Origin of the sequence: Neptunicella marina (assembly GCF_014270035.1) — a bacterium.
In the GTDB taxonomy this organism is placed as follows: Bacteria; Pseudomonadota; Gammaproteobacteria; order Enterobacterales; family Alteromonadaceae; genus Neptunicella; species Neptunicella marina.
Window position 1 is genome coordinate 1 of the sequence record NZ_JACNEP010000006.1, and the last position, 19,972, is coordinate 19,972.

Below are 19,972 nucleotides of genomic sequence, written 5' to 3' on the forward strand. Positions count from 1 at the left end.
CTTTGCCATGATATGCACCCACCTTTAACTGTAATTATATACAGTGTAGCAGTGGCTGATCAAAGTGGGTAATCAGGAAAAGTTTTATCTGAGTTAACTGAAACTGTTTTAGAGTTGGATTTCGAAGAAAATCTAAAATCTCTTCTTATAAGAAATCTTGAGGGCCTAAGGCAAGCAATAATTGCTTATCGTATTAGAGGCATAGAGGGAATAGAAGCCGAGTTAGAGACAAGTTTTGGTTCTCTCGCACTTAAACGAAATATGGTTAAAAATGCTGTAGAGAATAGTAGTGCACAAAAGGGATTCTTTTCCAAATACATACCATTTTTAGATGGAATAAACAAAACGGTTGCAACAGTCAGAAATATTGACAATGCGTCTGGAAACTCCATTTCTAAAATACTAGGTTTAGAAAATGGTTAAAAAGACTCAGTTATCTTATTACTAATAATAAAAATTTAAATAAAATCAATGAAAAAAATTAAATTACCTGCGACTAATACGGTTGCATTTACTTTAACCCCAAAGCAATTGGAAGTTGAAGATATACCTAACCAAGATGGATTTCAGAGTTTTTCAATAGGCGACATCGGAGAAGATGATTGGAGAATTTTAAATATAGCTAGAGAAAATGGGAGTAAAATTTTGTGGTCTACGGTATGTCTAGAAAAAAAGATGGAAGATATTTTAATAGAATATTTTATGGGATCTTTTGAAGGCTCTTGTAACAAGCGGGCATTGTTCAAAAATGAATTGTTACAGGCGTCTTTTATACAACTAAGTGCTAAAAAACATCTAATATCAAAAGTTTCAAATCAATTTTATGCATTTAAGGGTAAGGACAGAGATCGTCTACAGGGATATCTAAAAAGTATTATTAAATGGAGAAATGCTTTTGCACACGGAAGTTTAACGCTTCATGCTACCAACGGTGTATTGTTAAACTATTATTCAGGCTCACCGAAAATAGAACCCCTCCATGATTCTTTTTGGAATACTGTAGAATCAGTTTTTACAAACTGTAATGAGGTGCTTGAAAAGTTGGAGCATGTTGTCAAATCATAATAACAAAACAATGTGTGAAAGTTCGACACTTCTATACTGATCACAATTTTCGCCCCTTTTTGGGTGTTTCCAAAAGGTGCTTGGGCGACTGGATGTCGCACGAAAAAAGCCAGAGGAGGAATAATGAATTGCGCAACTACCTTGCTTTAACAAAAGCACTCACTAACTCAGCCAGTGTTTGCCCAACTTGCACCATACCAGCGTCAACCCCGGCGGGATGATGCTCCGGCGCGCCTTCGGCTAAATGCAAATATCGCACATTTGGCAGTGTTGAAAACTGCGAAACATAACGCATGGCGTCGGTCACGCTAACACCGCAATGGGTCAGGGCGCTGGATGGCATTGTCGAAATCGCATCCACATCCAGTTCAATACCAATCGGTTGTTTGTTTTTAGTTAAATAAGTTGTGGTTTGTTCAACGATTTGCGACCAGCTTATTTGTTGCTGCCATAACCATTGCTGGATAGAAAAATAACGGAAGCCCGCTTGTTGCATCGCATTTAAAGCATCGTCGGAGTTTTTCTGTTCATGCAAACCAACTACAGCATAATGTTCCAGATAGCCCTGATGGTGGGCATACCGGAAAGGATTACCGCTGTGACGGCCTTCCATTGGTCGAAAATCTGAGTGCGGATCTAAATTCACCACTGCCAGTTTTTGTTCACTGCTTTGGCTGCAGGCTTTGATGATAGGGTAAGCGTTGTTATGCCCACCGCCAATAATGATCGGAATAAGGCCAGAGTCGAAACAGGTTTTAGCCAGTTCAAAGACACTCTGGTCGAGCTCGTTACAGGCGGCACGTAAATTGTCAGGTTTGTTGCTTTCGCAAAGCGGTACTTTGAGCTCGCCGAGCAGCAAAATGTTATCTGCGGCTAAAAACCGGTTGGCTTGTAAGTTTAAAAAATAACGACAAAATGCCGACCAGGCTTTATTAGCGCCACCGCGACCCAGGTTTGCTCGTGGGCCAATATCCTCCGGCACACCGAATACAACGTATTTAATGCCGTGTTGAGCTGCGTTTTGCAGTGATAGACCATCGGATAACAGCCGGATTTTCTGGCCAGTTTTAAATTCGCCCGCTCGGCAACTAACCACGGACTTAAGCCACGTGTCGGTGGCCAGGTCTAACTCAAATGTCATATCGGGTGAGATTTATTCTACGTCTAGTGGATCGGGTGACAGAATAATGCCGGTGCTATCGGCATACAGATGGTCTTCCGGTAAAAAGGTTACACCACCAAAATTAACCGCGATATCTACTTCACCATTGGGTTCAAAATCAGCGCCAACAGGAATAGCAGCCACGGCATGGATGCCAATATCGAGTTCTTCGAGCATATCGACTTCGCGCACACTGCCATAACAAACAATGCCTTCCCAGTCGTTTTCCAGTGCCAGCTGGGCCAGATTGGTATCAATTAATGCACGGCGGGTTGAACCTCCGCCATCAATCAGTAGCACTTTCCCTTGTCCGGGTTGCTGCAATACTTTTTCAATCAGTCCACGGGATTCAAAACATTTTATCGTGGTAATTTCTCCACCATATGACCGGCGGCCACCATAGCTAACGAACATAGGTTCGACCACATCGACACTATCGGCAAACAAATCACATAGTTCAGAGGTATTGTATTCCATGTTGATCCTTAAACTCGCACTTGGCTACACAAGTATACTGCCAGACACCTCGCATATTAAAGCAGCATTTAAAAACTATCGCCAATTGCTGCTTTTGTCATCAAAGCTTCTTATCTTTGTCATGTTTCCTTCAAAAAGCAAAACTAGCATCAGCCATAATGAGAAAGAGGCATTCTGGCTATGAATTTACTCTCACGTACAGATACACAATTGTTTTATTGGCTGTTTAATAAAACCGAAGGACGCAACTGTACCCTGATTCGAATGATTTCGAAAACAGGCGATGGTTATCTTTACCTGCTGGTTGCGCTGTTAATTTATTCCTTTGAGCAGGAAAAGGGTAGTATCTGGCTTTACAGTGCCTTACTGGCCTATGCAATGGAACTGCCTCTGTATGTGGTGCTGAAAAAGTCATTTAAACGCCAGCGCCCCTGTGATTTATTTAGTAATTTTCAGGCGCATATTTCGCCTTCAGATAAATTTAGTCTGCCTTCTGGTCATACCGCAGCAGCCTTTCTTATGGCGTCATTACTGGCGCACTTTTATCCCGGATTAACCCCGTTGGTGTATTGCTGGGCATCAGTTATCGGAATTTCACGCGTATTGCTGGGAGTGCATTATCCCAGTGATATTGTTGTTGGTGCATTGTTAGGTGAAACCATCTCACTGGTGAGTCTTTCAATCCTTTTATAGAAAACGTTGTATGAAAATTTTTTATGGTGTGCAGGGCACAGGGAATGGGCATATCACGCGTGCGCGAGTCATGGCCGCGGCATTTGCCAAACGGGACGACATTCAGGTGGATTATCTGTTTAGTGGTCGTGCTGCAGATAAGTATTTTGATATGGAAGTATTTGGTGATTTTCAAACCCGCCGCGGTCTGTCATTTGTCACCAAAAAAGGCTCTATCGACCACTGGCAAACCTTTAAACAAGCCAGCACCACTCAGCTTTGGAAAGATATTAAATCGCTGGATTTATCTGGTTATGATTTACTGCTGAATGATTTTGAACCCATTTCTGCCTGGGCGGCGAAGCGACAGAAAATTCCGTCGATATCCATCAGCCATCAGGCGGCATTTACCCATAATGTGCCAAAGGAAGGTGATAATCTGATGAATCGCCTGTTACTTAAATATTTCGCGCCCTGTGATATTAACCTGGGGGTGCACTGGCATCACTTTGGTCATCATTTACTACCACCGCTTATTGATATTGAGCCAGTCAAAGATGTAAAAACCGATCAGTATTTAGTGTACCTGCCGTTTGAAAACCTGACAGATATTGAAGAGTTTTTAAAACCCATTAGTGAAAAACGGTTTGTTTGTTTCCATCCTAATCTGGACAGCGATTATGATGATGAAAACATTAGTTGGCGTAAAACCAGTAAGACGGGTTTTCGGGAAGAGCTGGTGGTCAGTGCCGGTGTGATCGCCAATGCCGGTTTTGAGTTATCGAGCGAATGTTTAATGCTGGGTAAAAAGCTATTGCTAAAACCGCTGCATGGCCAGTTCGAGCAGTTGTCTAATGTATTAACCCTGAATGAGCTGCAGTTATGTAGCAAAATGCATAATCTGGACACCGATATTCTGGATAAATGGCTGCATGCGCCATCCAATAACAAAATCGTGTTTCCTCAGGATGTCAGCCCGTTAGTGGATTGGATCAAAGCGCAGAAATGGCAGGATACCGGTGATTTGTGTAAAGCGTTGTGGGATCAGGTTATTTATCCTGAGCCGGTGCAGCGTTTGTTAAATCGTTATCCAAAGCTGACCGGCTCGGGCAACGCTGCTTAACTGGCGGCAGCGGGGTTGTGTTGATGGCTTTTTAGGTGCTGGAGCAGGTTACGCAGCATCAATCCTGCCAGCAGCACAGCAGAGCCAATATAAAGCAATGACGGGCTGTGTTCATGTGACATCAGCGCAGCATTGCCTATCGGCCAGCCATAGACATCAATCAGTGCATTTAACGCGTAACCGAATCCAATACTGGCTGTCATAATACTGAACAAATACGCCATTAACGTGCGTTTACCCATTTCCTGATAAATCATGCCCATGGTGGAAATATTGGTTGCCGGTCCCGCCAGTAAAAACACCAGCACGGCACCGGGGGAAACTCCCGCAGCCAGAAAACCAAGGGCAATAGGGGTTGAAGCCGTAGCGCAGATGTACATGGGAATACCAATTAACGCCATCACTAACATGGCAATAAAACCGTCACCCCACTGAGTAAGAAAATCCACCGGGACAAAGGTTTTAACCATAGCTGCCAGTGTCAGGCCAATCAGCAGCCATTTGCTTATATCGTTAAGCAATTTACCGCTGGAAAACTGCAAGGTATTAATCACTTTTTGCTGCCAGTTTGGTTCAGCTGGCTTTTTCGATGCACTGCCACAGCATGACTTTGCCGGTGCTGGTACCTGAGGCTTTTCGCTGGCACAACAGCTACTTTTGTTTTGGCTGCTTGTTTGTTCGTTTGAGGAGCTACAACAACTACTGACTGGTTTGGCTTCTGTTTTCGCCGAACTACAACAGGACACTGCTTCAGATGGTGTGCTTTTAACCGGTTCTGTCTGTGCCTGTGTTGTGCTAATTCGAACCACTAAACCCGCATAAATTGCGCTGCTAATGGCGGCAATTGGGCGCACTATCGCCATAACCGGGCCGAGCAAGGCATAAGATACCGAGATGGAATCCACGCCGGTTTCCGGTGTTGCAACTAAAAAGGAAACGGTAGCTGGTTTACTGGCACCTGCGCGACGCAGACCAATGGCGGCGGGAATCACACCACAGGAGCATAAAGGCAAAGGGGCGCCAATAATCGCTGCTTTAATGACTGAACCGGCACTGCTGGTGCCCATGTGTTTTTCCAGTAAATTAACCGGCAGTAACCATTTCATCATGCCTGCCATTAACAAACCGAGTAATAACCAGGGGGCCGATTCAATAAATAACAAAACAAAGTTATTTAATAACTCGATTAACCATTGCATGTAGATGCCTCCTTAGTTTGCTGCAGCGATTGTAAAATCGTGCAGTTTTCTGCGCTTTCCGGGCCACCACAACAGGCCTGATGTAAATGTTGCAATGCCTGTTTGATCACCACCAGATCATGAATTTTCTGCTCAATTTCTTCGATTTTTTGCCCGGTGACCTGCTTCACTTCATTACAGGTATGCTGGTCTTTATGGGCATCCAGCGTTAATAGTTGCTGGATTTCTTTTAATGAAAATCCCACTTTTTTGGCCTGCAGAATAAAATTAAGGCGTTCGGAATCTGCCTGACTATACAAGCGATAACCGCCTTCGCTGCGCTCGCTGGCTTTCACTAGTCCTTTCGATTCATAAAAACGCAATGTATCAACACTGATGCCGGCTTGTTTGGCCAGCTCTCCGATCTGCAAACTTTGCATTGGATTATTGCTCACTTAATCTGCCATGTGGAATAGCATAAACCCTGAAGTATACTCCAGGGTCAAGCAATGATTAAAAATTAGGGTGATATTTATAAAACGCGGGTATCAAAATCTTCAATAAAGGAGTCAACGATTTCACCGGCTTCAGTGATCTGTTCAGTACTGATTTTAGCGATGTGAAACAGGGCTTCGCCTTCATTGGCCACCGGGATGTTACTGATACCAATTACCACACCATCTATCGGTGAGCGGATTGGATGCTCGGTATCTCCATGTGGACTGGCGCTGTAACCAATAATCTGGCCTTTGTTTACACGTGAGCCAAGTTGAATACGGTTAATGATGACACCGTCGTATTCATTGCGTACCCATTGGCTATGGTTGGCAATCAGCGGTTCAAATTTAACCCGGCTGCCACGGCGTTGCACCATGCCCAGTTCTTTCATTACGTTCAAAACACCGTTTAATCCGGCTTTAATTGCAGCCTGATCGAATCTCAGCGCTTCCCCTGCCTCATAAATAATTGCAGAGGCTCCCAGTTTGCTGGCGGTGGCACGTACTGAACCATCCAGTTCTTTGGCGTGCAAAATTATCGGCACATGGAAAGCCTCTGCCATCGCCAGTGCTGCCGGATCTTTAATGTTGGCGCGAATTTGCGGCATGTTACTGCGGTGAATGGCACCTGTATGCAAATCAATAATATGTGAGGCGCGGCACATTAACATGCTGGAAAACAGATAAGCCAGACGTGAACCTACCGTGCCCTGATCAGAACCTGGAAAACAGCGATTTAGGTCGCGCCTGTCGGGCAAATAGCGGGTTTGCTGAATAAAGCCAAATACATTAACAATCGGCACTATCATCACAGTGCCATGTAAACGTTTGGGATTGAGCTTTTTGATCAGGCGGCGGCAAATATCGATGCCATTAAGCTCGTCTCCATGCACTGCGGCACAAACCAGCAGAGTTGGCCCGTCTTTTACACCGTGAAAAACTTCAACATGCAAATCCATCGGGGTATCTGTATACAGGCGAACCGCAGGAATCTTTACTGATACCTGACGACCCGCGGGAATTACCGTTTCTGCAAGCTCAAAGGGCGCGCGTTTTCTGGCCATTAATTTTTTTAACCTTTACCACGGGTACGGGTTTTTCTTGATTGGGCGTTTTTCTCGATAAATTCGATGATTTTACCCGCGACATCTTTACCGGTTGCGGCTTCAATCCCTTCCAGTCCGGGAGAGGAATTTACTTCCATCACTACCGGACCATGATTGGAACGCAGAATGTCCACACCTGCCACGTTTAAACCCATCGTGCGTGCAGCACGAACCGCAGTACTGCGTTCTTCGGGGGTTAAACGCACCACAGTAGCAGTACCGCCACGGTGCAGATTTGAACGGAATTCACCGGCCTTGGCCTGACGCTTCATGGCGGCAATCACTTTGTCACCAATCACAAAACAGCGAATATCGGCACCACCGGCTTCTTTAATGTATTCCTGTACCATAATGTCGGCTTTTAAACCCATAAAGGCTTCGATTACCGACTCCGCCGCTTTGCGGGTTTCCGCCAGCACCACACCAATGCCTTGTGTACCCTCAAGTAATTTAATAACCAGAGGGGCGCCACCGACCATTTCAATTAAATCGGGGATATTACTGGCCTGGTTAGCGAATCCGGTAACAGGTAAACCAATACCTTTACGTGACAATAATTGCAAAGAGCGCAGTTTGTCGCGGCTGCGGGTAATGGCCACCGATTCATTAACCGGATAAACCCCCATCATTTCAAACTGACGAAGCACTGCTGTGCCGTAGAAAGTAATGGACGCACCAATACGTGGAATAATCGCATCAAATTGTGGCAGCTCATGGCCTTTCACATGCACGGATGAATTCTGCATATTGATGTTCATGTAACATTTAAGTGCATCAACTACCTGCACTTCATGACCACGTTCAATGGCGGCTTCTTTGAGGCGGCGGGTAGAATAAAGGTTGGCGTTTCTGGATAAAACAGCAATTCTCATGTCTGAGCCTATGACGGTTGTTTGATTAAATAAGAGGCAGTCGGATTTACGATAAACCGCTCAAGCATCGCTTGTCTACCCAGTAACATTCTGAATTTCATACTGTCTCTGTTGGTTAGGGTTAATTCTATCGGGAAGCACTGCCCGGCAAGTTCCAGCGTTGTTTCCACGACATAGCGTATTTCTTCATGGCCACCAGAGTCACGCACTGAGCGCTGGTCAATAATTCTGGCTTCGCACTGGTGTTCGGTTTCATTGTCATCCTGATTGGGATGCAGCCAGATCTTGATCCAGTTTTCACCGTCCTTTTCAAAAGGCTCCAGATTAAAAGCATGTAAGCATGAGGTTTTGGCACCGGTATCGACCTTAGCTTTGATGGAAGCAAGTTCCAGGTCGGGCAAAGCTACCCATTCTCGCCAGCCTAATGTTGTCTTCATTTTTTGCATCCCGTCAGGCAAAAAGTTTAAAGGGTGCGATATATCATGAAAAAATAAATCCGCCTAAATAAATTCGCACAATTAACTTAAAAAACAAAAGTGTAGGTCAAAAAAAAAGCCAACTACTATAAGTAGATGGCTTTTTATGCGGATTAGGTTTGATTACAGAATAAAACGGCTTAAATCTTCGTTTTCAACCAGAATTTCCAGCTTATCATTTACATACTCGGCGTTGATATCCACCGCTGAGCCTTGTTTTTCCGACGCATCGAATGAAATTTCTTCCATGAGTTTTTCCATCACAGTATGCAAACGACGGGCACCGATGTTTTCGGTTTTTTCGTTTACTTGCCATGCCGCTTTCGCAATACGCTCGATGCCGTCTTCGGTGAAGTTGATATCCACACCTTCGGTTTTCATCAGGGCTTTATATTGCTCGGTTAAAGAGGCATTTGGTTCTGTCAGAATACGTACAAAATCTTCTGCAGACAGTGCACTTAATTCAACACGAATAGGTAAACGGCCCTGAAGTTCTGCAATTAAATCAGATGGTTTCGACATCTGGAATGCGCCAGAGGCAATAAACAACATATGGTCGGTTTTAACCATACCGTGTTTAGTGCTAACGGTTGAGCCTTCTACCAATGGCAATAAATCACGTTGCACACCTTCACGCGATACATCACCGCCGCCGGCGTTTTCACGTTTACAGATTTTGTCGATCTCATCGATAAACACGATGCCGTTTTGTTCGGCCATGTGAATGGCCTTTTGCTTTAAGTCTTCCTGATTAACCAGCTTGGCAGCTTCTTCTTCAACCAGTAATTTAAACGCATCTTTGATTTTAAGCTTTTTGCTCTTGGACTGATTGCCGGATAAGTTCTGGAACATGCCTTGTAATTGATTGGTCATTTCTTCCATGCCGGGTGGTGCCATAATTTCCACACCGACCTGCGGCAAGGCAACTTCGATATCAATTTCTTTGTCGTCTAGCTGGCCTTCACGTAATTTTTTACGAAAAGCCTGACGGGTTCCTTTATCCTGAACGTCTTCCTTTTCACCCCAGCTGTTTTCGGGTGGAGGTAATAATTTATCCAGAATGCGATCTTCGGCGGCTTCTTCTGCACGGAAGCGAACCTTGGCCATTTCCTGCTCTTTGGTCATAGTGACCGACATATCCACCAAATCGCGGATAATCGAATCCACTTCCTTACCCACATAACCCACTTCGGTAAATTTAGTGGCTTCCACTTTAATAAAAGGTGCGTTGGCTAATTTAGCCAGACGACGGGCAATTTCGGTTTTACCCACACCGGTCGGGCCAATCATTAAAATGTTTTTAGGTGTGACTTCCTGACGTAAGTCTTCATTAAGTTGCATACGACGCCAGCGATTACGCAGTGCAATGGCAACCGCGCGCTTAGCATCATTCTGGCCAATGATATGGCGATTTAATTCGTGAACAATTTCTCTTGGGGTCATTTCAGACATGAATCAGTCTCTTAATAATCCAGTAGTTCTACAGTTTGGTGATGATTGGTATAAACACAAATATCACCAGCAATGGTTAAAGCTTTGGTAGCGATTTGCTCGGCCGTTAATTCAGTATTTTCCAGCATGGCAGTTGCTGCGGCCTGCGCGTAGGCACCGCCCGAGCCAATGGCAATTAAGTCATTTTCCGGCTGTACCACGTCACCGTTACCGGTAATAATAAATGACGCCGTATGGTCAGCGACCGCTAATAACGCTTCCAGTTTGCGCAACATTCTGTCGGTGCGCCAGTCTTTTGCCAGCTCAACGGCGGCGCGGGTTAAATGCCCCTGATGGGCTTCGAGTTTCGCTTCAAAGCGTTCAAATAGTGTGAAAGCATCGGCGGTGCCGCCAGCAAAACCAGCTAATACTTTATCGTGATATAAGCGACGCACTTTTCGTGCATTGCCTTTCATAACGGTGTTTCCAAGGGATACCTGACCATCCCCGGCAACTACCACCTGATTGCCACGTCTGACAGAAACTATTGTGGTCATCGTCATTCCTATTTGTGAAAAAAACACCGCCAGCGGCGGTGTTGGTAGATAGTGCTTATTTAGGGATAGTTGTGCGGGTTTTCAAGGGCGCCGGACAGATTAATTCCAGCGCCAGATTTGGCAGGTAGGGATCCCCAGTTTACGCGCACGATGCTTTTGTGCTTCTGCTTCGCGTTTGGTTTCAATCGGGCCAACCGCCACCCGATACCACAGGCCGTTTTTACCTTCAGTGCCTTTCACATTGGCTTCCAAACCGACCAGCGCCAGTTTGGCCTTCATTTCTTCAGCCTGCGATTTTAAGCGGAAAGAACCACACTGCATTTTGTAAGGACGTGTGTCTTTGGGTTCTGCGGGCTCGGGTACATCTACCTCAATATCCTGATGATCAAGTGCATCAATAAAATCCCACTTTTCTTTAGGCACCTTAGGCAAAGGGTCGGTTTTTTCTTTGGGCTCGATAATTTGTTTGCTATCAGTTTCCGGTGCAGAGCCTTTAATGCTCCATAAAAAGTAACCAAAGCCCGATATTAACGCTGTGGTAACCAGAATACGTACCCAGGGTAATGGGGGCGTTTCTTTGGGTGGGGGAGTTTGTGATTTTCCCCGGGAAACATAATCTTTTGGCGCCATAAAAATTAACTACAACTGGTTTAATGAGCGGTGTTTTCTTTATTGGGCTAGTGATTGTACCTGCAATACCTGTTGATACAACGTAAAAATAAAACAAAGATTAGTTAAGTCTGATGTTTTGTCGCAATCCCTGTAATTTGTATCTCACTTGCGTATTTTACTCTGAATATTTGTGTACAAAAAATCACAGGCAGCAGCAAAAAGATTTAGCCAAATGAATACATCTTTATACAAGTTCTAATTTGAAATCTGACAAATGATAGCGCTGTCAGCTTTTTTTACAAAATACGTATTAAATATACTGTAAAATTAATTAACTATTTGAAATTTAATATAAAATTTATGGTGGCATTATAAATGCATAAATGCCAAAACTATTTTGATAGTAATGCGCCAAAAATAATATTGAAGGAACTTAAAGGGGAATGGCTCTCATGTTAAAAAAATTATTAGCAATAGGTATGTTGGCAATCGCAACTAATGCGACCGCAGGTTTAACCACTATTGAATTCAACGACGGTGATTCTTTGGCTGGTTGGAATACTGACCGCTCAACACCATCTGGATTCGAAATTATCAATGATGAACTGGTTTTGAGTATTGATGGCGCCGATTCACCAAATCCACAAGGTGTATTTTATGACACGCAAGGTATGCAACTGCAGTTTGGTGAGTATGTAAATTATCTTTCAATCGATATGTTTATTGACTCAGATAACTGGCTTGATGGCTTCCGTTATGCTGGCATATGGGGAATTGGTCGTAATAGTGCAAATCCTTCTAATGTTGCTGGGTGGCCAATTTTAGAGTATCAGGGTGCGGGTGCCGTTGTCCCTGCTAATCCAGCAGGTGTTGCCACTTGGGACAATCTGGGTTGGGGCGCTGATGTAAGCACATTGTTTAACGCAAATGCGTATAACAATTTAAAATTGTGGGTTACTTCGGGTAGCGGAGTACAGTATTTCCTTAACGATACGTTGATTTATACTGATACATCAGGTGATGTTGACTATTTGTCTGGTGTTATTCTGAACGCAAGAAATTACGGCACATCATATGATGTTAAATTTGATAACTTAACTTTCGGTGCAGTACCAGAGCCAGGTTTGTTTGTTTTATTTGCTTTTGGTGCTTTGATGGTTTTCCGTCGCCATCGATAAGAAAGAACAAACAATAAAAAAGCCGACATTATGTCGGCTTTTTTGTATCTGAATTTCAGAGGATTATTCCACACCCTGACTTTTCAGGTAATCCTCATAAGTACCGTGGAAATCTACAATACCGGTGGGGGTTAGCTCGATAATGCGTGTAGCCAGCGAGGATACAAACTCACGGTCATGACTAACAAATAACAAGGTGCCCGGGTAGTTTTCCAGCGCCAGGTTGAGTGATTCAATGGATTCCATATCCATGTGGTTAGTCGGTTCATCCACCACCAGAATATTCGGATTTTGCAGCATAAGCTTACCGAATAACATACGTCCTTGCTCACCACCCGACAGGACTTTAACTGATTTATCAATTTCTTTTTGCGAAAACAATAAACGGCCTAATGTGCCGCGAATCACCTGTTCGTCGTCGCCCTCTTTGGCCCACTGATACATCCAGTCGAGTAAGGTTTTGTCTTCGGCAAATTCGTGTGCATGATCCTGTGCGTAATAACCAATATTCGAATTTTCTGACCACTTAATGGAGCCTGCGTTGATGTCTTCATCACCCACCAAACATTTAAGTAAGGTGGTTTTACCGATACCGTTTGGACCGATAATCGCTACACGTTCACCCACTTCTACCATCAGGTTAAAGCCGCTGAACAGTTGCTCTTCATAAGATTTGGCCAGACCTTCAATTTCCAGTGCCAGCCGGTGTAATTTCTTAGATTGTTCAAAACGGATAAAGGGATTCTGACGACTGGAAGGTTTAACTTCTTCCAGCTGAATTTTATCAATTTGTTTGGCACGAGATGTTGCTTGCTTGGACTTAGATGCGTTGGCCGAAAAACGGCTAACAAAGGTTTTAAGCTCGGCTATTTGTGCTTTTTTCTTAGCGTTATCTGCCAGTAAGCGCTCACGTGCCTGGGTTGCTGCCGTCATATATTCGTCGTAGTTGCCCGGGAACAGACGTAATTCACCGTAATCCAAATCGGCCATATGAGTACAAACACTGTTTAAGAAGTGGCGATCGTGCGAAATGATGATCATGGTGCAATTGCGCTGATTTAAGATGCCTTCTAACCAGCGGATACTGTTGATGTCGAGGTTGTTGGTCGGTTCGTCGAGTAACATAATGTCCGGATTGGAAAACAGTACCTGCGCCAGTAATACGCGCAATTTCCAGCCCGGAGCGATTTCACTCATGGGACCAAAGTGTTGTTCAACCGGAATACCAACACCAATTAATAATTCTCCGGCGCGGGCTTCGGCGGTATAACCATCCATTTCCATAAATTCGGATTCAAGATCACCCGCACGCATGCCGTCTTCTTCGGTCATTTCTGGCTTGGCATAAATCGCATCACGTTCTGACTTTACGGCCCATAATTCTTCATGACCCATGATCACCGTATCGATCACCGAAAATTCTTCGTAAGCGAACTGATCCTGCTTTAACTTACCAATACGTTCATTAGGATCTTTGGAAATGTTGCCGGAAGAGGGCTCCAGCTCTTTGCCCAAAATTTTCATAAAGGTGGATTTACCGCAGCCGTTGGCACCAATTAAACCATAGCGGTTTCCTTCGCCGAATTTTACAGATACGTTTTCAAACAACGGCTTAGCGCCAAATTGCATGGTGATATTTGAAGTTACTAACAAGGTGAGAATTCCAAAAGTTGAGGACAGTGGTTAGGGTCTGTTGATCTTTGCTGTATAAATTTTGTTCTAACCAAACGCTTTTTAATCGCGGCGCTTATTTGCAGGCCTAATGGATTAAGTCAAAAATAAGCAACAAAGAGTAAAGAGCGTTTAGGACGAACCCTTCGGGCAACGTTTGCGCGGCATTTTTACTGCTTCAGCACTCATTCATGTAGAACGACTACACCACAATCGTGCCTCATTGTTTAAATACTGCGCAATTCGTTGCAAAAGTATACAGCAAAGATCAACAGACCCTAGCCAACCACTAAAAATATTTAATGGCCGGCATTATGTCATATTTTTAACCAGTGTGCTGGAGCACCGCGTGCCTAATTTACGACTTGAGGCGATTTAACTGCTCGTTCATTTTAGCTACAACCTGATGCACCTGAGTACTGAGCTCGTTTAGCTGCCCACCGAGCATAGCCAGAGTTTTACTGCCATCACCAATTGCCACAATGCGTTTGTTAATATCTTCACTTACCTGACTTTGTTGTTCAGCCGCCGTTGCTACCTGTATCGTGTTGTTATTAATCGCGTTAATACTGCCAAGTACTTCAGAAAGCTGGTCAAAATTGATCTGGGTTTTTTCCACAGTGGAGGTAACCGATGACTGGATTTCATCCAGTGAGGTGACGGCAAAGCTTACCTCTTTTTTTGCAAATTCTGGATTAAGTCGCTTATTTCCTTGGTTGAGGTTTGGGTTCTGGCTGCTAAACCACGTACTTCGTCAGCTACCACCGCAAATCCCCGACCCTGATCACCTGCGCGGGCTGCCTCAATTGCGGCATTTAACGCGAGAAGGTTAGTTTGTTCGGCAATCGACTGGATGGTGGCGATTATGCTGGTGATGCTTTCAGTTCGATTGGACACTTCAGTGACTCGGGCTGAAGAAGCCTGAATCTGACTGGCCAACTGATTGACCTCCTCTACATTATGCTGGAAGTTACTGCGGGTTTTATTTAAAAGCTCGGCACTGTTACTGGCGTTATCTGCGGTACCGCTGGCCAGACTGGCCACTTCTGTGGCGGTGGCCGCCATTTCATTAATCGCGGTGACTACATTATCCAGATTGGATTCCTGTTCATCGGTTTCGTGTTGCATGGAATGAGCGCGGGTATCCAGCACATCCACCTGCCTGTTAAGTTCATCTGCGTCTGATTTGAGAGAAATAATCATATCGCGCAGTTTTTCCATAAAACGATTCAGCCCCTCTGAAACCTGATTGAGCTCTTTATGATCATGTACATTAATCGCCTGGGTTAAATCCCCTTCATTCGATGCGAGTTTGGCCACAGAACCAGAAATAACTTCAATGGGCCTGGAGACCGAGCGCGACAACCAAACGCCGAGTATCGTGGCAATCACCAGTAAAACAACAGCAACTATAATAAAGCTGGTGCGTTCGCTGGCCAGAGTGTCTGAAGCGACCTCCTGCATATCCAGTAAGGGTTTTAAGGCAATATTGGTTGGAACAGACACCAGCAGCTGCCAGTCGGTGCCGGAAAGCGCAATATGCACCGGCACTTTTATATGCCAGAAATCTTTTTCCAGAAATGCGGACTTTTGCTGTTCAATCAGCTTATTTAATCCGGAAGAGGCTTCCTGAGCCAGATGTCCCAGTTTGTCGGGGTATTCACTGGACGCAACTAATAACCCATTTTGACTCACCAGAGTTAAACGTGACTGACCGCTGTAAAACTCTTTTGATTGTTCTTCCAGCCACTGTTGAATCACTGGCAAATTAATATCAATGCCCACCGTGCCACGGAATTGACCCTTAACTACCACAGGCGCAGTTAACGTGGTCATTAATACTTCTTTGCCCGGTTCAATTTCATACAAATAAGGATCAAGGGCGCAGGGTTTAAGGGTATCTTTGCCACATAAATACCACTCTGCGGCCCGGATACCGTATTCGTTGAGTTCGGTGTCGTGTTTTTCTTCGGGGTCATCAACCGGATAATAAACCAGCTCGCCATTCTCGCGAACCCAGTAAATTTCCAATGTTCCGCTATTGCTGCTGTGTTTCAGGTTACCAACATTTTGTTTATCCAGCTTGTCGTAAGCTTGTTCTTCAAACTGCGAATAAATGGCACTGATTTGCTGATTGGCTTCCAGAAAAGAACGATCAATCAGGCGCACATGCTCCCGACTCAGGGGCTGCTGCGGGTGGGCAGTATTACCTAACACTGATGCCAGCGAATAGGGAACAGTAAATGACTGATTTAACAAACCTTCTACTTTGGCTGCCGCATTCTGTCCGGTGAGTTTCATGCTATCCAGCACCGATTGTTTTAATTGGGCTTCGGTCGCATCCAGCTGCTGCTGAGAAATTTTGCTTAAGCTGGAAGAAGAAAAAAACGACAACATCACTACACAAATCAGCACCAGACTAACAATTAATGCCAGCAGTTTGGTACTGATGCTCAGACTTTGGTAAAACTGACGCAAGTCCATAACAAATCCTTTCTTTCAGTTAATTATTGTTAGATGGGAGATGGCTATTTGCATCATTTTGGTGCGAATAAAACGCCACAACTAACTGAATTATAGGCAAAAAATACAAGAATGCATGGTTAGAAATAATTATGCGTAATGGATGATTTAAATTTAATAAAAATCCTGTGGATCCACATCCAGCGACCAGCGTACTTTAGCCGCCAGTGGCAGTTGTTCGATTTGTGGCATGCTAACAAACAGCGCTTTTTGCAGTGCACCACGCTCCTGACTTTGCACCAGCAGCTGCATACGAAAGCGCCCCTGACGTTTTTCCATTAATGCGGGAAACGGGCCTAAAGGCAAAACATGTGCCTGCGCAGCAATTAGCTCAGCTACTGAATGTAAAAACTGATGTGCTGTAGCCTGGTTATGCGCCTCGGCACGGAATAGCGCCTGAAAGCTAAAAGGCGGTAAACCTGCGGCGCGTCTTTCATCTAAGGCATAACGGGCAAAATGCTGATATCCGTTTTGTACTAAATCCTGTAACAGTGGATGTTGTGGCTGGTGGCTTTGCATCCACATTTCACCGGCTAATTCAGCGCGTCCGGCACGTCCGGATACCTGCGTTATGAGCTGTGCTAAGTTTTCTGCCGCACGAAAGTCCATGCTAAATAAAGCGCCGTCTACATCCACAATCAACACCATAGTTACATGAGGAAAATGGTGTCCTTTGGCCAGAATTTGGGTGCCTATTAAAATCTGGTACTGCCTCTGATTAATATCATCCAGAATCTGATTAAAACGGCTTTTACTGCGAATATTGTCGCTATCAATGCGCACACTTTTGTATTGCGGAAATAACTGGCTTAAACCTTGTTCCAGTTGCTCGGTACCCACACCCTGAGTCACCAGCTGCTTGGAGCCGCAAGCACTGCATTGCTGGGGAGCCGGTTTAGCATCACCACAGTGGTGACATTGCAGTTTATTTAGCCCTTTGTGGTAGGTGTAAGCTTTATCGCAGCGCTGACACATTTCCACTTCACCACAATCGTGACACAACAGCGAAGGTGCATAACCTCGGCGATTAATAAACACCATCACCTGATTACCCTGCTCTAAATGCGCACGCATGCGTTGTTGCATTCCCACCGCTATCCCAAATTGCATAGGCTGATGTTTTACGTCAAACAACTGCTGATGCGCATGCTGCGCATTGCCGGCGCGATTGTGTAGTTCAATATGCTGATATTTAGCCGACAAAGCATTGTGTAAACTTTCAAGAGAAGGCGTGGCGCTGCCTAACACCAAAGGTAACTGCTCAAAGCGCGCACGCATCACGGCTAAATCGCGTGCGTGATAACGAAAACCATCCTGTTGTTTATAGGAATTATCGTGCTCTTCATCAACGATAATCATGCCCAGGCTTAAAAATGGGGTGAAAATCGCCGAACGTGTACCTATCACTATGGCAAGTTCACCTTCCCGCGCCTGCTGCCAAACCGCCAGTCGTTCGTTATCGGTCAGATTGGAATGCAACAACCCCACAGGGGCATTAAAGCGTTTGCGGAAACGACTCACCGTTTGCGGGGTCAAGCCAATTTCCGGCACCAGTATCAGTACCTGTTTTTGTTGTTTTAAAACCGGTTCAATCGCCTGTAAATAGACCTCGGTTTTACCACTGCCGGTGACACCTTCGAGTAGTACAGGATGAAACTGATGCTGGGTACCGCTAATGCAGGTAATTGCCAGTGATTGTTCAAGCGACGGTTTGGGAGCGATATTTACCTGCAACTGCGTATGCCAGTCGAGATTACTTTGCGGCGTGATTAACTGCGCTTCAATCAACTCTTTTTGTTCAAGCGCTTTAATAATGGCCGTAGTGTAATTTTGTTTGATGTCGCTATCGGTGAGCTCTGATTGCTGCAGCGCCAGCAATAATGCTTGTTGTTTGGGCGCGCGCGATAAGGTCGCAGCATCGGTTTCCCTGCCCAGTTCGCTGCATTGCCACTGAGTAATTTGTGGCATTTCACTGCTGTTTGGCTGGCGCAGTTTTACCGGCAAAGCCGATTGCATCACATCGCCAATGGGATGTTGGTAATACTGCGCAGCCCATTTTAATAGTTTGATTAAACCCGTATCCAGTACGGCATCATCATCTAATATTTGCTGAATGGGTTTGAGTTTTTCCACCGGCCAGTTGGAATCGGACTTTATTGCCAATACTACGCCCACCAGTTTGCGATTACCAAAAGGCACCTGTACCCGCGCACCAATCGCTGGCGTGCTATCGCCAAGCAAATATTCAAAAGTAGTGCGTTTAGGTACAGCCAGCGCGACTTCAGCAATGCGGGTGGTCATAAAACAGCTTATTATCCAGCGGGTTAATTGCGTGTAGCCTACTACTATAAATGATGCAGCTACCTGTGGTCATGCACTGATTTCACTAACCTGTTCAAATAAAAATCACTTGCCTGCATGCTGGTGATCCTTTAAAATCCGCGCCTCAAAAAACCGCAGCACTGCTGCATTTTTACTTATAACACGTGTGGTGTTCAGCTTCGGGCTGGATTGCGATACGGGCCAAAATGAAGAGGCTATCCCATGAAAGAAGGTATCCACCCTCAATACAACGAGATTACTGCAACTTGTTCTTGTGGTAACAAAATGACTATCCGTTCTACTTGTTCAGAAGATCTGAACCTGGACGTATGTTCTGCATGTCACCCGTTCTACACTGGTAAACAGCGTAACGTTGACAGCGGCGGTCGTATCGAGAAATTCAACAAGCGTTTCGGTGGTCTTTCTTCTAAGAAGTAAGCAAACCAGGCTTGTGAAAAAGGCGCTATCAGCGCCTTTTTTTGTGGGTTTTCAAAACTTGCTACCGCATCTCTAGTCAGCCGATTTTGGCCAATCCTGCGTGCAGCAAAACCTCTGCCAAAAATCATCATAAACAACCAAACCGTCGCCAAAATTAAGTAGCTTTGCCATAGCGGCTCAGCAATCACTACATCGGTTAATTTCGCACCCGCCAGATAACTTAATGGTGTTGTTGCAGCACCGGCTAAATATAAAACCCACGGCCATTTTTGCCCCCATACAAGTGCATGACTAAACAACGACCCCGCACCACCCCACAAACACAATAACCACAGTGGTGGTAATACCCAAAATTGTGACTCTGTAGCACCAAAGCCAATAACATCGCGCGCGATAAGAACACCATCCACTAAAGCGCCGGTGGCAATAAACAAGCTAATCAGTAAAAACTCATTTGAGCTTTGCATTAACAAACGCCAGTGCAGTGTTAGGTAAATGACAAAAGCGACAAGCGCCACTTGGTTGCCACCCAAAACACAAGCAAACCAAAAGAGTTGGAATAAAATGGCACTTAATAGAGGTTTAGTCATAGAAGGATCTTTTGACGCAAAC

The 19,972-nt window shown here is 44.8% G+C and carries 21 protein-coding genes; 6 read left to right on the forward strand and 15 right to left on the reverse strand.

Annotation, left to right across the window (positions count from 1 at the left end):
• The first annotated feature begins 114 nt into the window (after positions 1-114).
• Both H8B19_RS08675 and H8B19_RS08680 read left to right on the forward strand, forming a co-directional pair.
• On the forward strand, positions 115-423 hold the full coding sequence (locus tag H8B19_RS08675; protein WP_186506429.1) for a hypothetical protein: 309 nt from the start codon (positions 115-117) through the stop codon (positions 421-423).
• A gap of 48 nt (positions 424-471) precedes the next feature.
• Entirely contained in the window at positions 472-1,065 is a 594-nt protein-coding gene (locus tag H8B19_RS08680) for a hypothetical protein (RefSeq protein ID WP_186506430.1), read from the forward strand.
• Between the two features lie 136 nt (positions 1,066-1,201).
• On the opposite strand, the gene H8B19_RS08685 is transcribed toward H8B19_RS08680, so the two are convergent.
• Complete coding sequence (locus tag H8B19_RS08685) at positions 1,202-2,206, reverse strand: arginase family protein (protein ID WP_186506431.1); 1,005 nt, start codon at positions 2,204-2,206, stop codon at positions 1,202-1,204.
• Positions 2,207-2,218: 12 nt separating this feature from the next.
• Complete coding sequence (gene rraA, locus H8B19_RS08690) at positions 2,219-2,704, reverse strand: ribonuclease E activity regulator RraA (protein ID WP_186506432.1); 486 nt, start codon at positions 2,702-2,704, stop codon at positions 2,219-2,221.
• Between the two features lie 180 nt (positions 2,705-2,884).
• Between rraA and H8B19_RS08695 the strand changes: the two genes are divergently transcribed.
• Both H8B19_RS08695 and H8B19_RS08700 read left to right on the forward strand, forming a co-directional pair.
• Entirely contained in the window at positions 2,885-3,397 is a 513-nt protein-coding gene (locus H8B19_RS08695; RefSeq protein WP_186506433.1) for a phosphatase PAP2 family protein, read from the forward strand.
• A gap of 10 nt (positions 3,398-3,407) precedes the next feature.
• Complete coding sequence (locus tag H8B19_RS08700) at positions 3,408-4,499, forward strand: MJ1255/VC2487 family glycosyltransferase (protein ID WP_186506434.1); 1,092 nt, start codon at positions 3,408-3,410, stop codon at positions 4,497-4,499.
• Here H8B19_RS08700 and H8B19_RS08705 read toward each other — a convergent pair.
• The 8 genes from H8B19_RS08705 to H8B19_RS08740 form a co-directional block, all read right to left on the reverse strand.
• The gene (locus H8B19_RS08705) at positions 4,496-5,698 is read right to left on the reverse strand and encodes an SO_0444 family Cu/Zn efflux transporter (RefSeq protein ID WP_186506435.1); all 1,203 of its coding nucleotides are present in this window, start codon (positions 5,696-5,698) and stop codon (positions 4,496-4,498) included. The genes H8B19_RS08700 and H8B19_RS08705 overlap by 4 nt on opposite strands.
• Positions 5,686-6,132, reverse strand: coding sequence for a Zn(2+)-responsive transcriptional regulator (gene zntR / locus H8B19_RS08710; RefSeq protein WP_338401514.1), 447 nt, complete (start codon positions 6,130-6,132; stop codon positions 5,686-5,688). Before zntR ends, H8B19_RS08705 begins: the two co-directional genes overlap by 13 nt.
• Before the next feature lie 77 nt (positions 6,133-6,209).
• Positions 6,210-7,238, reverse strand: coding sequence for a succinylglutamate desuccinylase/aspartoacylase family protein (locus H8B19_RS08715; RefSeq protein WP_186506436.1), 1,029 nt, complete (start codon positions 7,236-7,238; stop codon positions 6,210-6,212).
• An 8-nt stretch (positions 7,239-7,246) separates the two neighbouring features.
• Complete coding sequence (gene rimK, locus H8B19_RS08720; RefSeq protein ID WP_186506437.1) at positions 7,247-8,152, reverse strand: 30S ribosomal protein S6--L-glutamate ligase; 906 nt, start codon at positions 8,150-8,152, stop codon at positions 7,247-7,249.
• Positions 8,153-8,160: 8 nt separating this feature from the next.
• The gene (locus H8B19_RS08725) at positions 8,161-8,589 is read right to left on the reverse strand and encodes an ATP-dependent zinc protease family protein (protein WP_241737549.1); all 429 of its coding nucleotides are present in this window, start codon (positions 8,587-8,589) and stop codon (positions 8,161-8,163) included.
• 162 nt (positions 8,590-8,751) lie between these two features.
• Positions 8,752-10,080, reverse strand: coding sequence for an HslU--HslV peptidase ATPase subunit (gene hslU / locus H8B19_RS08730; RefSeq protein ID WP_186506439.1), 1,329 nt, complete (start codon positions 10,078-10,080; stop codon positions 8,752-8,754).
• A gap of 11 nt (positions 10,081-10,091) precedes the next feature.
• Complete coding sequence (gene hslV / locus H8B19_RS08735; protein ID WP_186506440.1) at positions 10,092-10,616, reverse strand: ATP-dependent protease subunit HslV; 525 nt, start codon at positions 10,614-10,616, stop codon at positions 10,092-10,094.
• A 99-nt stretch (positions 10,617-10,715) separates the two neighbouring features.
• A complete protein-coding gene (locus tag H8B19_RS08740) occupies positions 10,716-11,246 on the reverse strand; it encodes an SPOR domain-containing protein (RefSeq protein ID WP_186506441.1) in 531 nt (176 codons plus the stop codon).
• 425 nt (positions 11,247-11,671) lie between these two features.
• Here H8B19_RS08740 and H8B19_RS08745 point away from each other — a divergent pair, with 425 nt between their 5' ends.
• Positions 11,672-12,406, forward strand: a complete 735-nt coding sequence (locus H8B19_RS08745) for a hypothetical protein (RefSeq protein WP_186506442.1) — start codon at positions 11,672-11,674, stop codon at positions 12,404-12,406.
• Between the two features lie 63 nt (positions 12,407-12,469).
• Here the strand turns inward: H8B19_RS08745 and H8B19_RS08750 are convergent, their stop codons facing one another.
• From H8B19_RS08750 to priA, 4 genes are all read right to left on the reverse strand, one after another.
• The gene (locus H8B19_RS08750) at positions 12,470-14,059 is read right to left on the reverse strand and encodes an ABC-F family ATPase (protein ID WP_186506443.1); all 1,590 of its coding nucleotides are present in this window, start codon (positions 14,057-14,059) and stop codon (positions 12,470-12,472) included.
• Positions 14,060-14,435: 376 nt separating this feature from the next.
• A complete protein-coding gene (locus H8B19_RS08755; RefSeq protein WP_186506444.1) occupies positions 14,436-14,696 on the reverse strand; it encodes a hypothetical protein in 261 nt (86 codons plus the stop codon).
• Between the two features lie 50 nt (positions 14,697-14,746).
• Positions 14,747-16,561: a methyl-accepting chemotaxis protein gene (locus tag H8B19_RS08760; protein WP_186506445.1), complete on the reverse strand. Its 1,815-nt coding sequence runs from the start codon at positions 16,559-16,561 to the stop codon at positions 14,747-14,749.
• Positions 16,562-16,714: 153 nt separating this feature from the next.
• Positions 16,715-18,901 carry a primosomal protein N' gene (gene priA, locus H8B19_RS08765; RefSeq protein ID WP_186506446.1) on the reverse strand — a complete coding sequence of 729 codons (2,187 nt, stop codon included), beginning with the start codon at positions 18,899-18,901 and terminating at the stop codon, positions 16,715-16,717.
• Positions 18,902-19,144: 243 nt separating this feature from the next.
• Between priA and rpmE the strand changes: the two genes are divergently transcribed.
• On the forward strand, positions 19,145-19,360 hold the full coding sequence (rpmE, locus tag H8B19_RS08770) for a 50S ribosomal protein L31 (protein WP_186506447.1): 216 nt from the start codon (positions 19,145-19,147) through the stop codon (positions 19,358-19,360).
• On the opposite strand, the gene H8B19_RS08775 is transcribed toward rpmE, so the two are convergent.
• Positions 19,273-19,950 (reverse strand): DUF2878 domain-containing protein, encoded by a 678-nt coding sequence (locus tag H8B19_RS08775; RefSeq protein WP_186506448.1) that lies wholly within the window; start codon positions 19,948-19,950, stop codon positions 19,273-19,275. The genes rpmE and H8B19_RS08775 overlap by 88 nt on opposite strands.
• Between the last annotated feature and the right edge of the window lie 22 nt (positions 19,951-19,972).

Excerpts from the sequence above, each read along its gene's own strand:
- H8B19_RS08740 (WP_186506441.1), bottom strand. The coding sequence starts at position 11,246 with ATGGCGCCAAAAGATTATGTTTCCCGGGGAAAATCACAAACTCCCCCA.
- rimK (WP_186506437.1), bottom strand. The coding sequence starts at position 8,152 with ATGAGAATTGCTGTTTTATCCAGAAACGCCAACCTTTATTCTACCCGC.
- H8B19_RS08775 (WP_186506448.1), bottom strand. The coding sequence starts at position 19,950 with ATGACTAAACCTCTATTAAGTGCCATTTTATTCCAACTCTTTTGGTTT.
- H8B19_RS08680 (WP_186506430.1), top strand. The coding sequence starts at position 472 with ATGAAAAAAATTAAATTACCTGCGACTAATACGGTTGCATTTACTTTA.
- H8B19_RS08705 (WP_186506435.1), bottom strand. The coding sequence starts at position 5,698 with ATGCAATGGTTAATCGAGTTATTAAATAACTTTGTTTTGTTATTTATT.
- hslV (WP_186506440.1), bottom strand. The coding sequence starts at position 10,616 with ATGACCACAATAGTTTCTGTCAGACGTGGCAATCAGGTGGTAGTTGCC.
- H8B19_RS08745 (WP_186506442.1), top strand. The coding sequence starts at position 11,672 with ATGGCTCTCATGTTAAAAAAATTATTAGCAATAGGTATGTTGGCAATC.
- H8B19_RS08700 (WP_186506434.1), top strand. The coding sequence starts at position 3,408 with ATGAAAATTTTTTATGGTGTGCAGGGCACAGGGAATGGGCATATCACG.
- priA (WP_186506446.1), bottom strand. The coding sequence starts at position 18,901 with ATGACCACCCGCATTGCTGAAGTCGCGCTGGCTGTACCTAAACGCACT.
- rpmE (WP_186506447.1), top strand. The coding sequence starts at position 19,145 with ATGAAAGAAGGTATCCACCCTCAATACAACGAGATTACTGCAACTTGT.
- H8B19_RS08725 (WP_241737549.1), bottom strand. The coding sequence starts at position 8,589 with ATGAAGACAACATTAGGCTGGCGAGAATGGGTAGCTTTGCCCGACCTG.
- H8B19_RS08760 (WP_186506445.1), bottom strand. The coding sequence starts at position 16,561 with ATGGACTTGCGTCAGTTTTACCAAAGTCTGAGCATCAGTACCAAACTG.
- rraA (WP_186506432.1), bottom strand. The coding sequence starts at position 2,704 with ATGGAATACAATACCTCTGAACTATGTGATTTGTTTGCCGATAGTGTC.
- H8B19_RS08715 (WP_186506436.1), bottom strand. The coding sequence starts at position 7,238 with ATGGCCAGAAAACGCGCGCCCTTTGAGCTTGCAGAAACGGTAATTCCC.
- hslU (WP_186506439.1), bottom strand. The coding sequence starts at position 10,080 with ATGTCTGAAATGACCCCAAGAGAAATTGTTCACGAATTAAATCGCCAT.
- H8B19_RS08695 (WP_186506433.1), top strand. The coding sequence starts at position 2,885 with ATGAATTTACTCTCACGTACAGATACACAATTGTTTTATTGGCTGTTT.
- H8B19_RS08685 (WP_186506431.1), bottom strand. The coding sequence starts at position 2,206 with ATGACATTTGAGTTAGACCTGGCCACCGACACGTGGCTTAAGTCCGTG.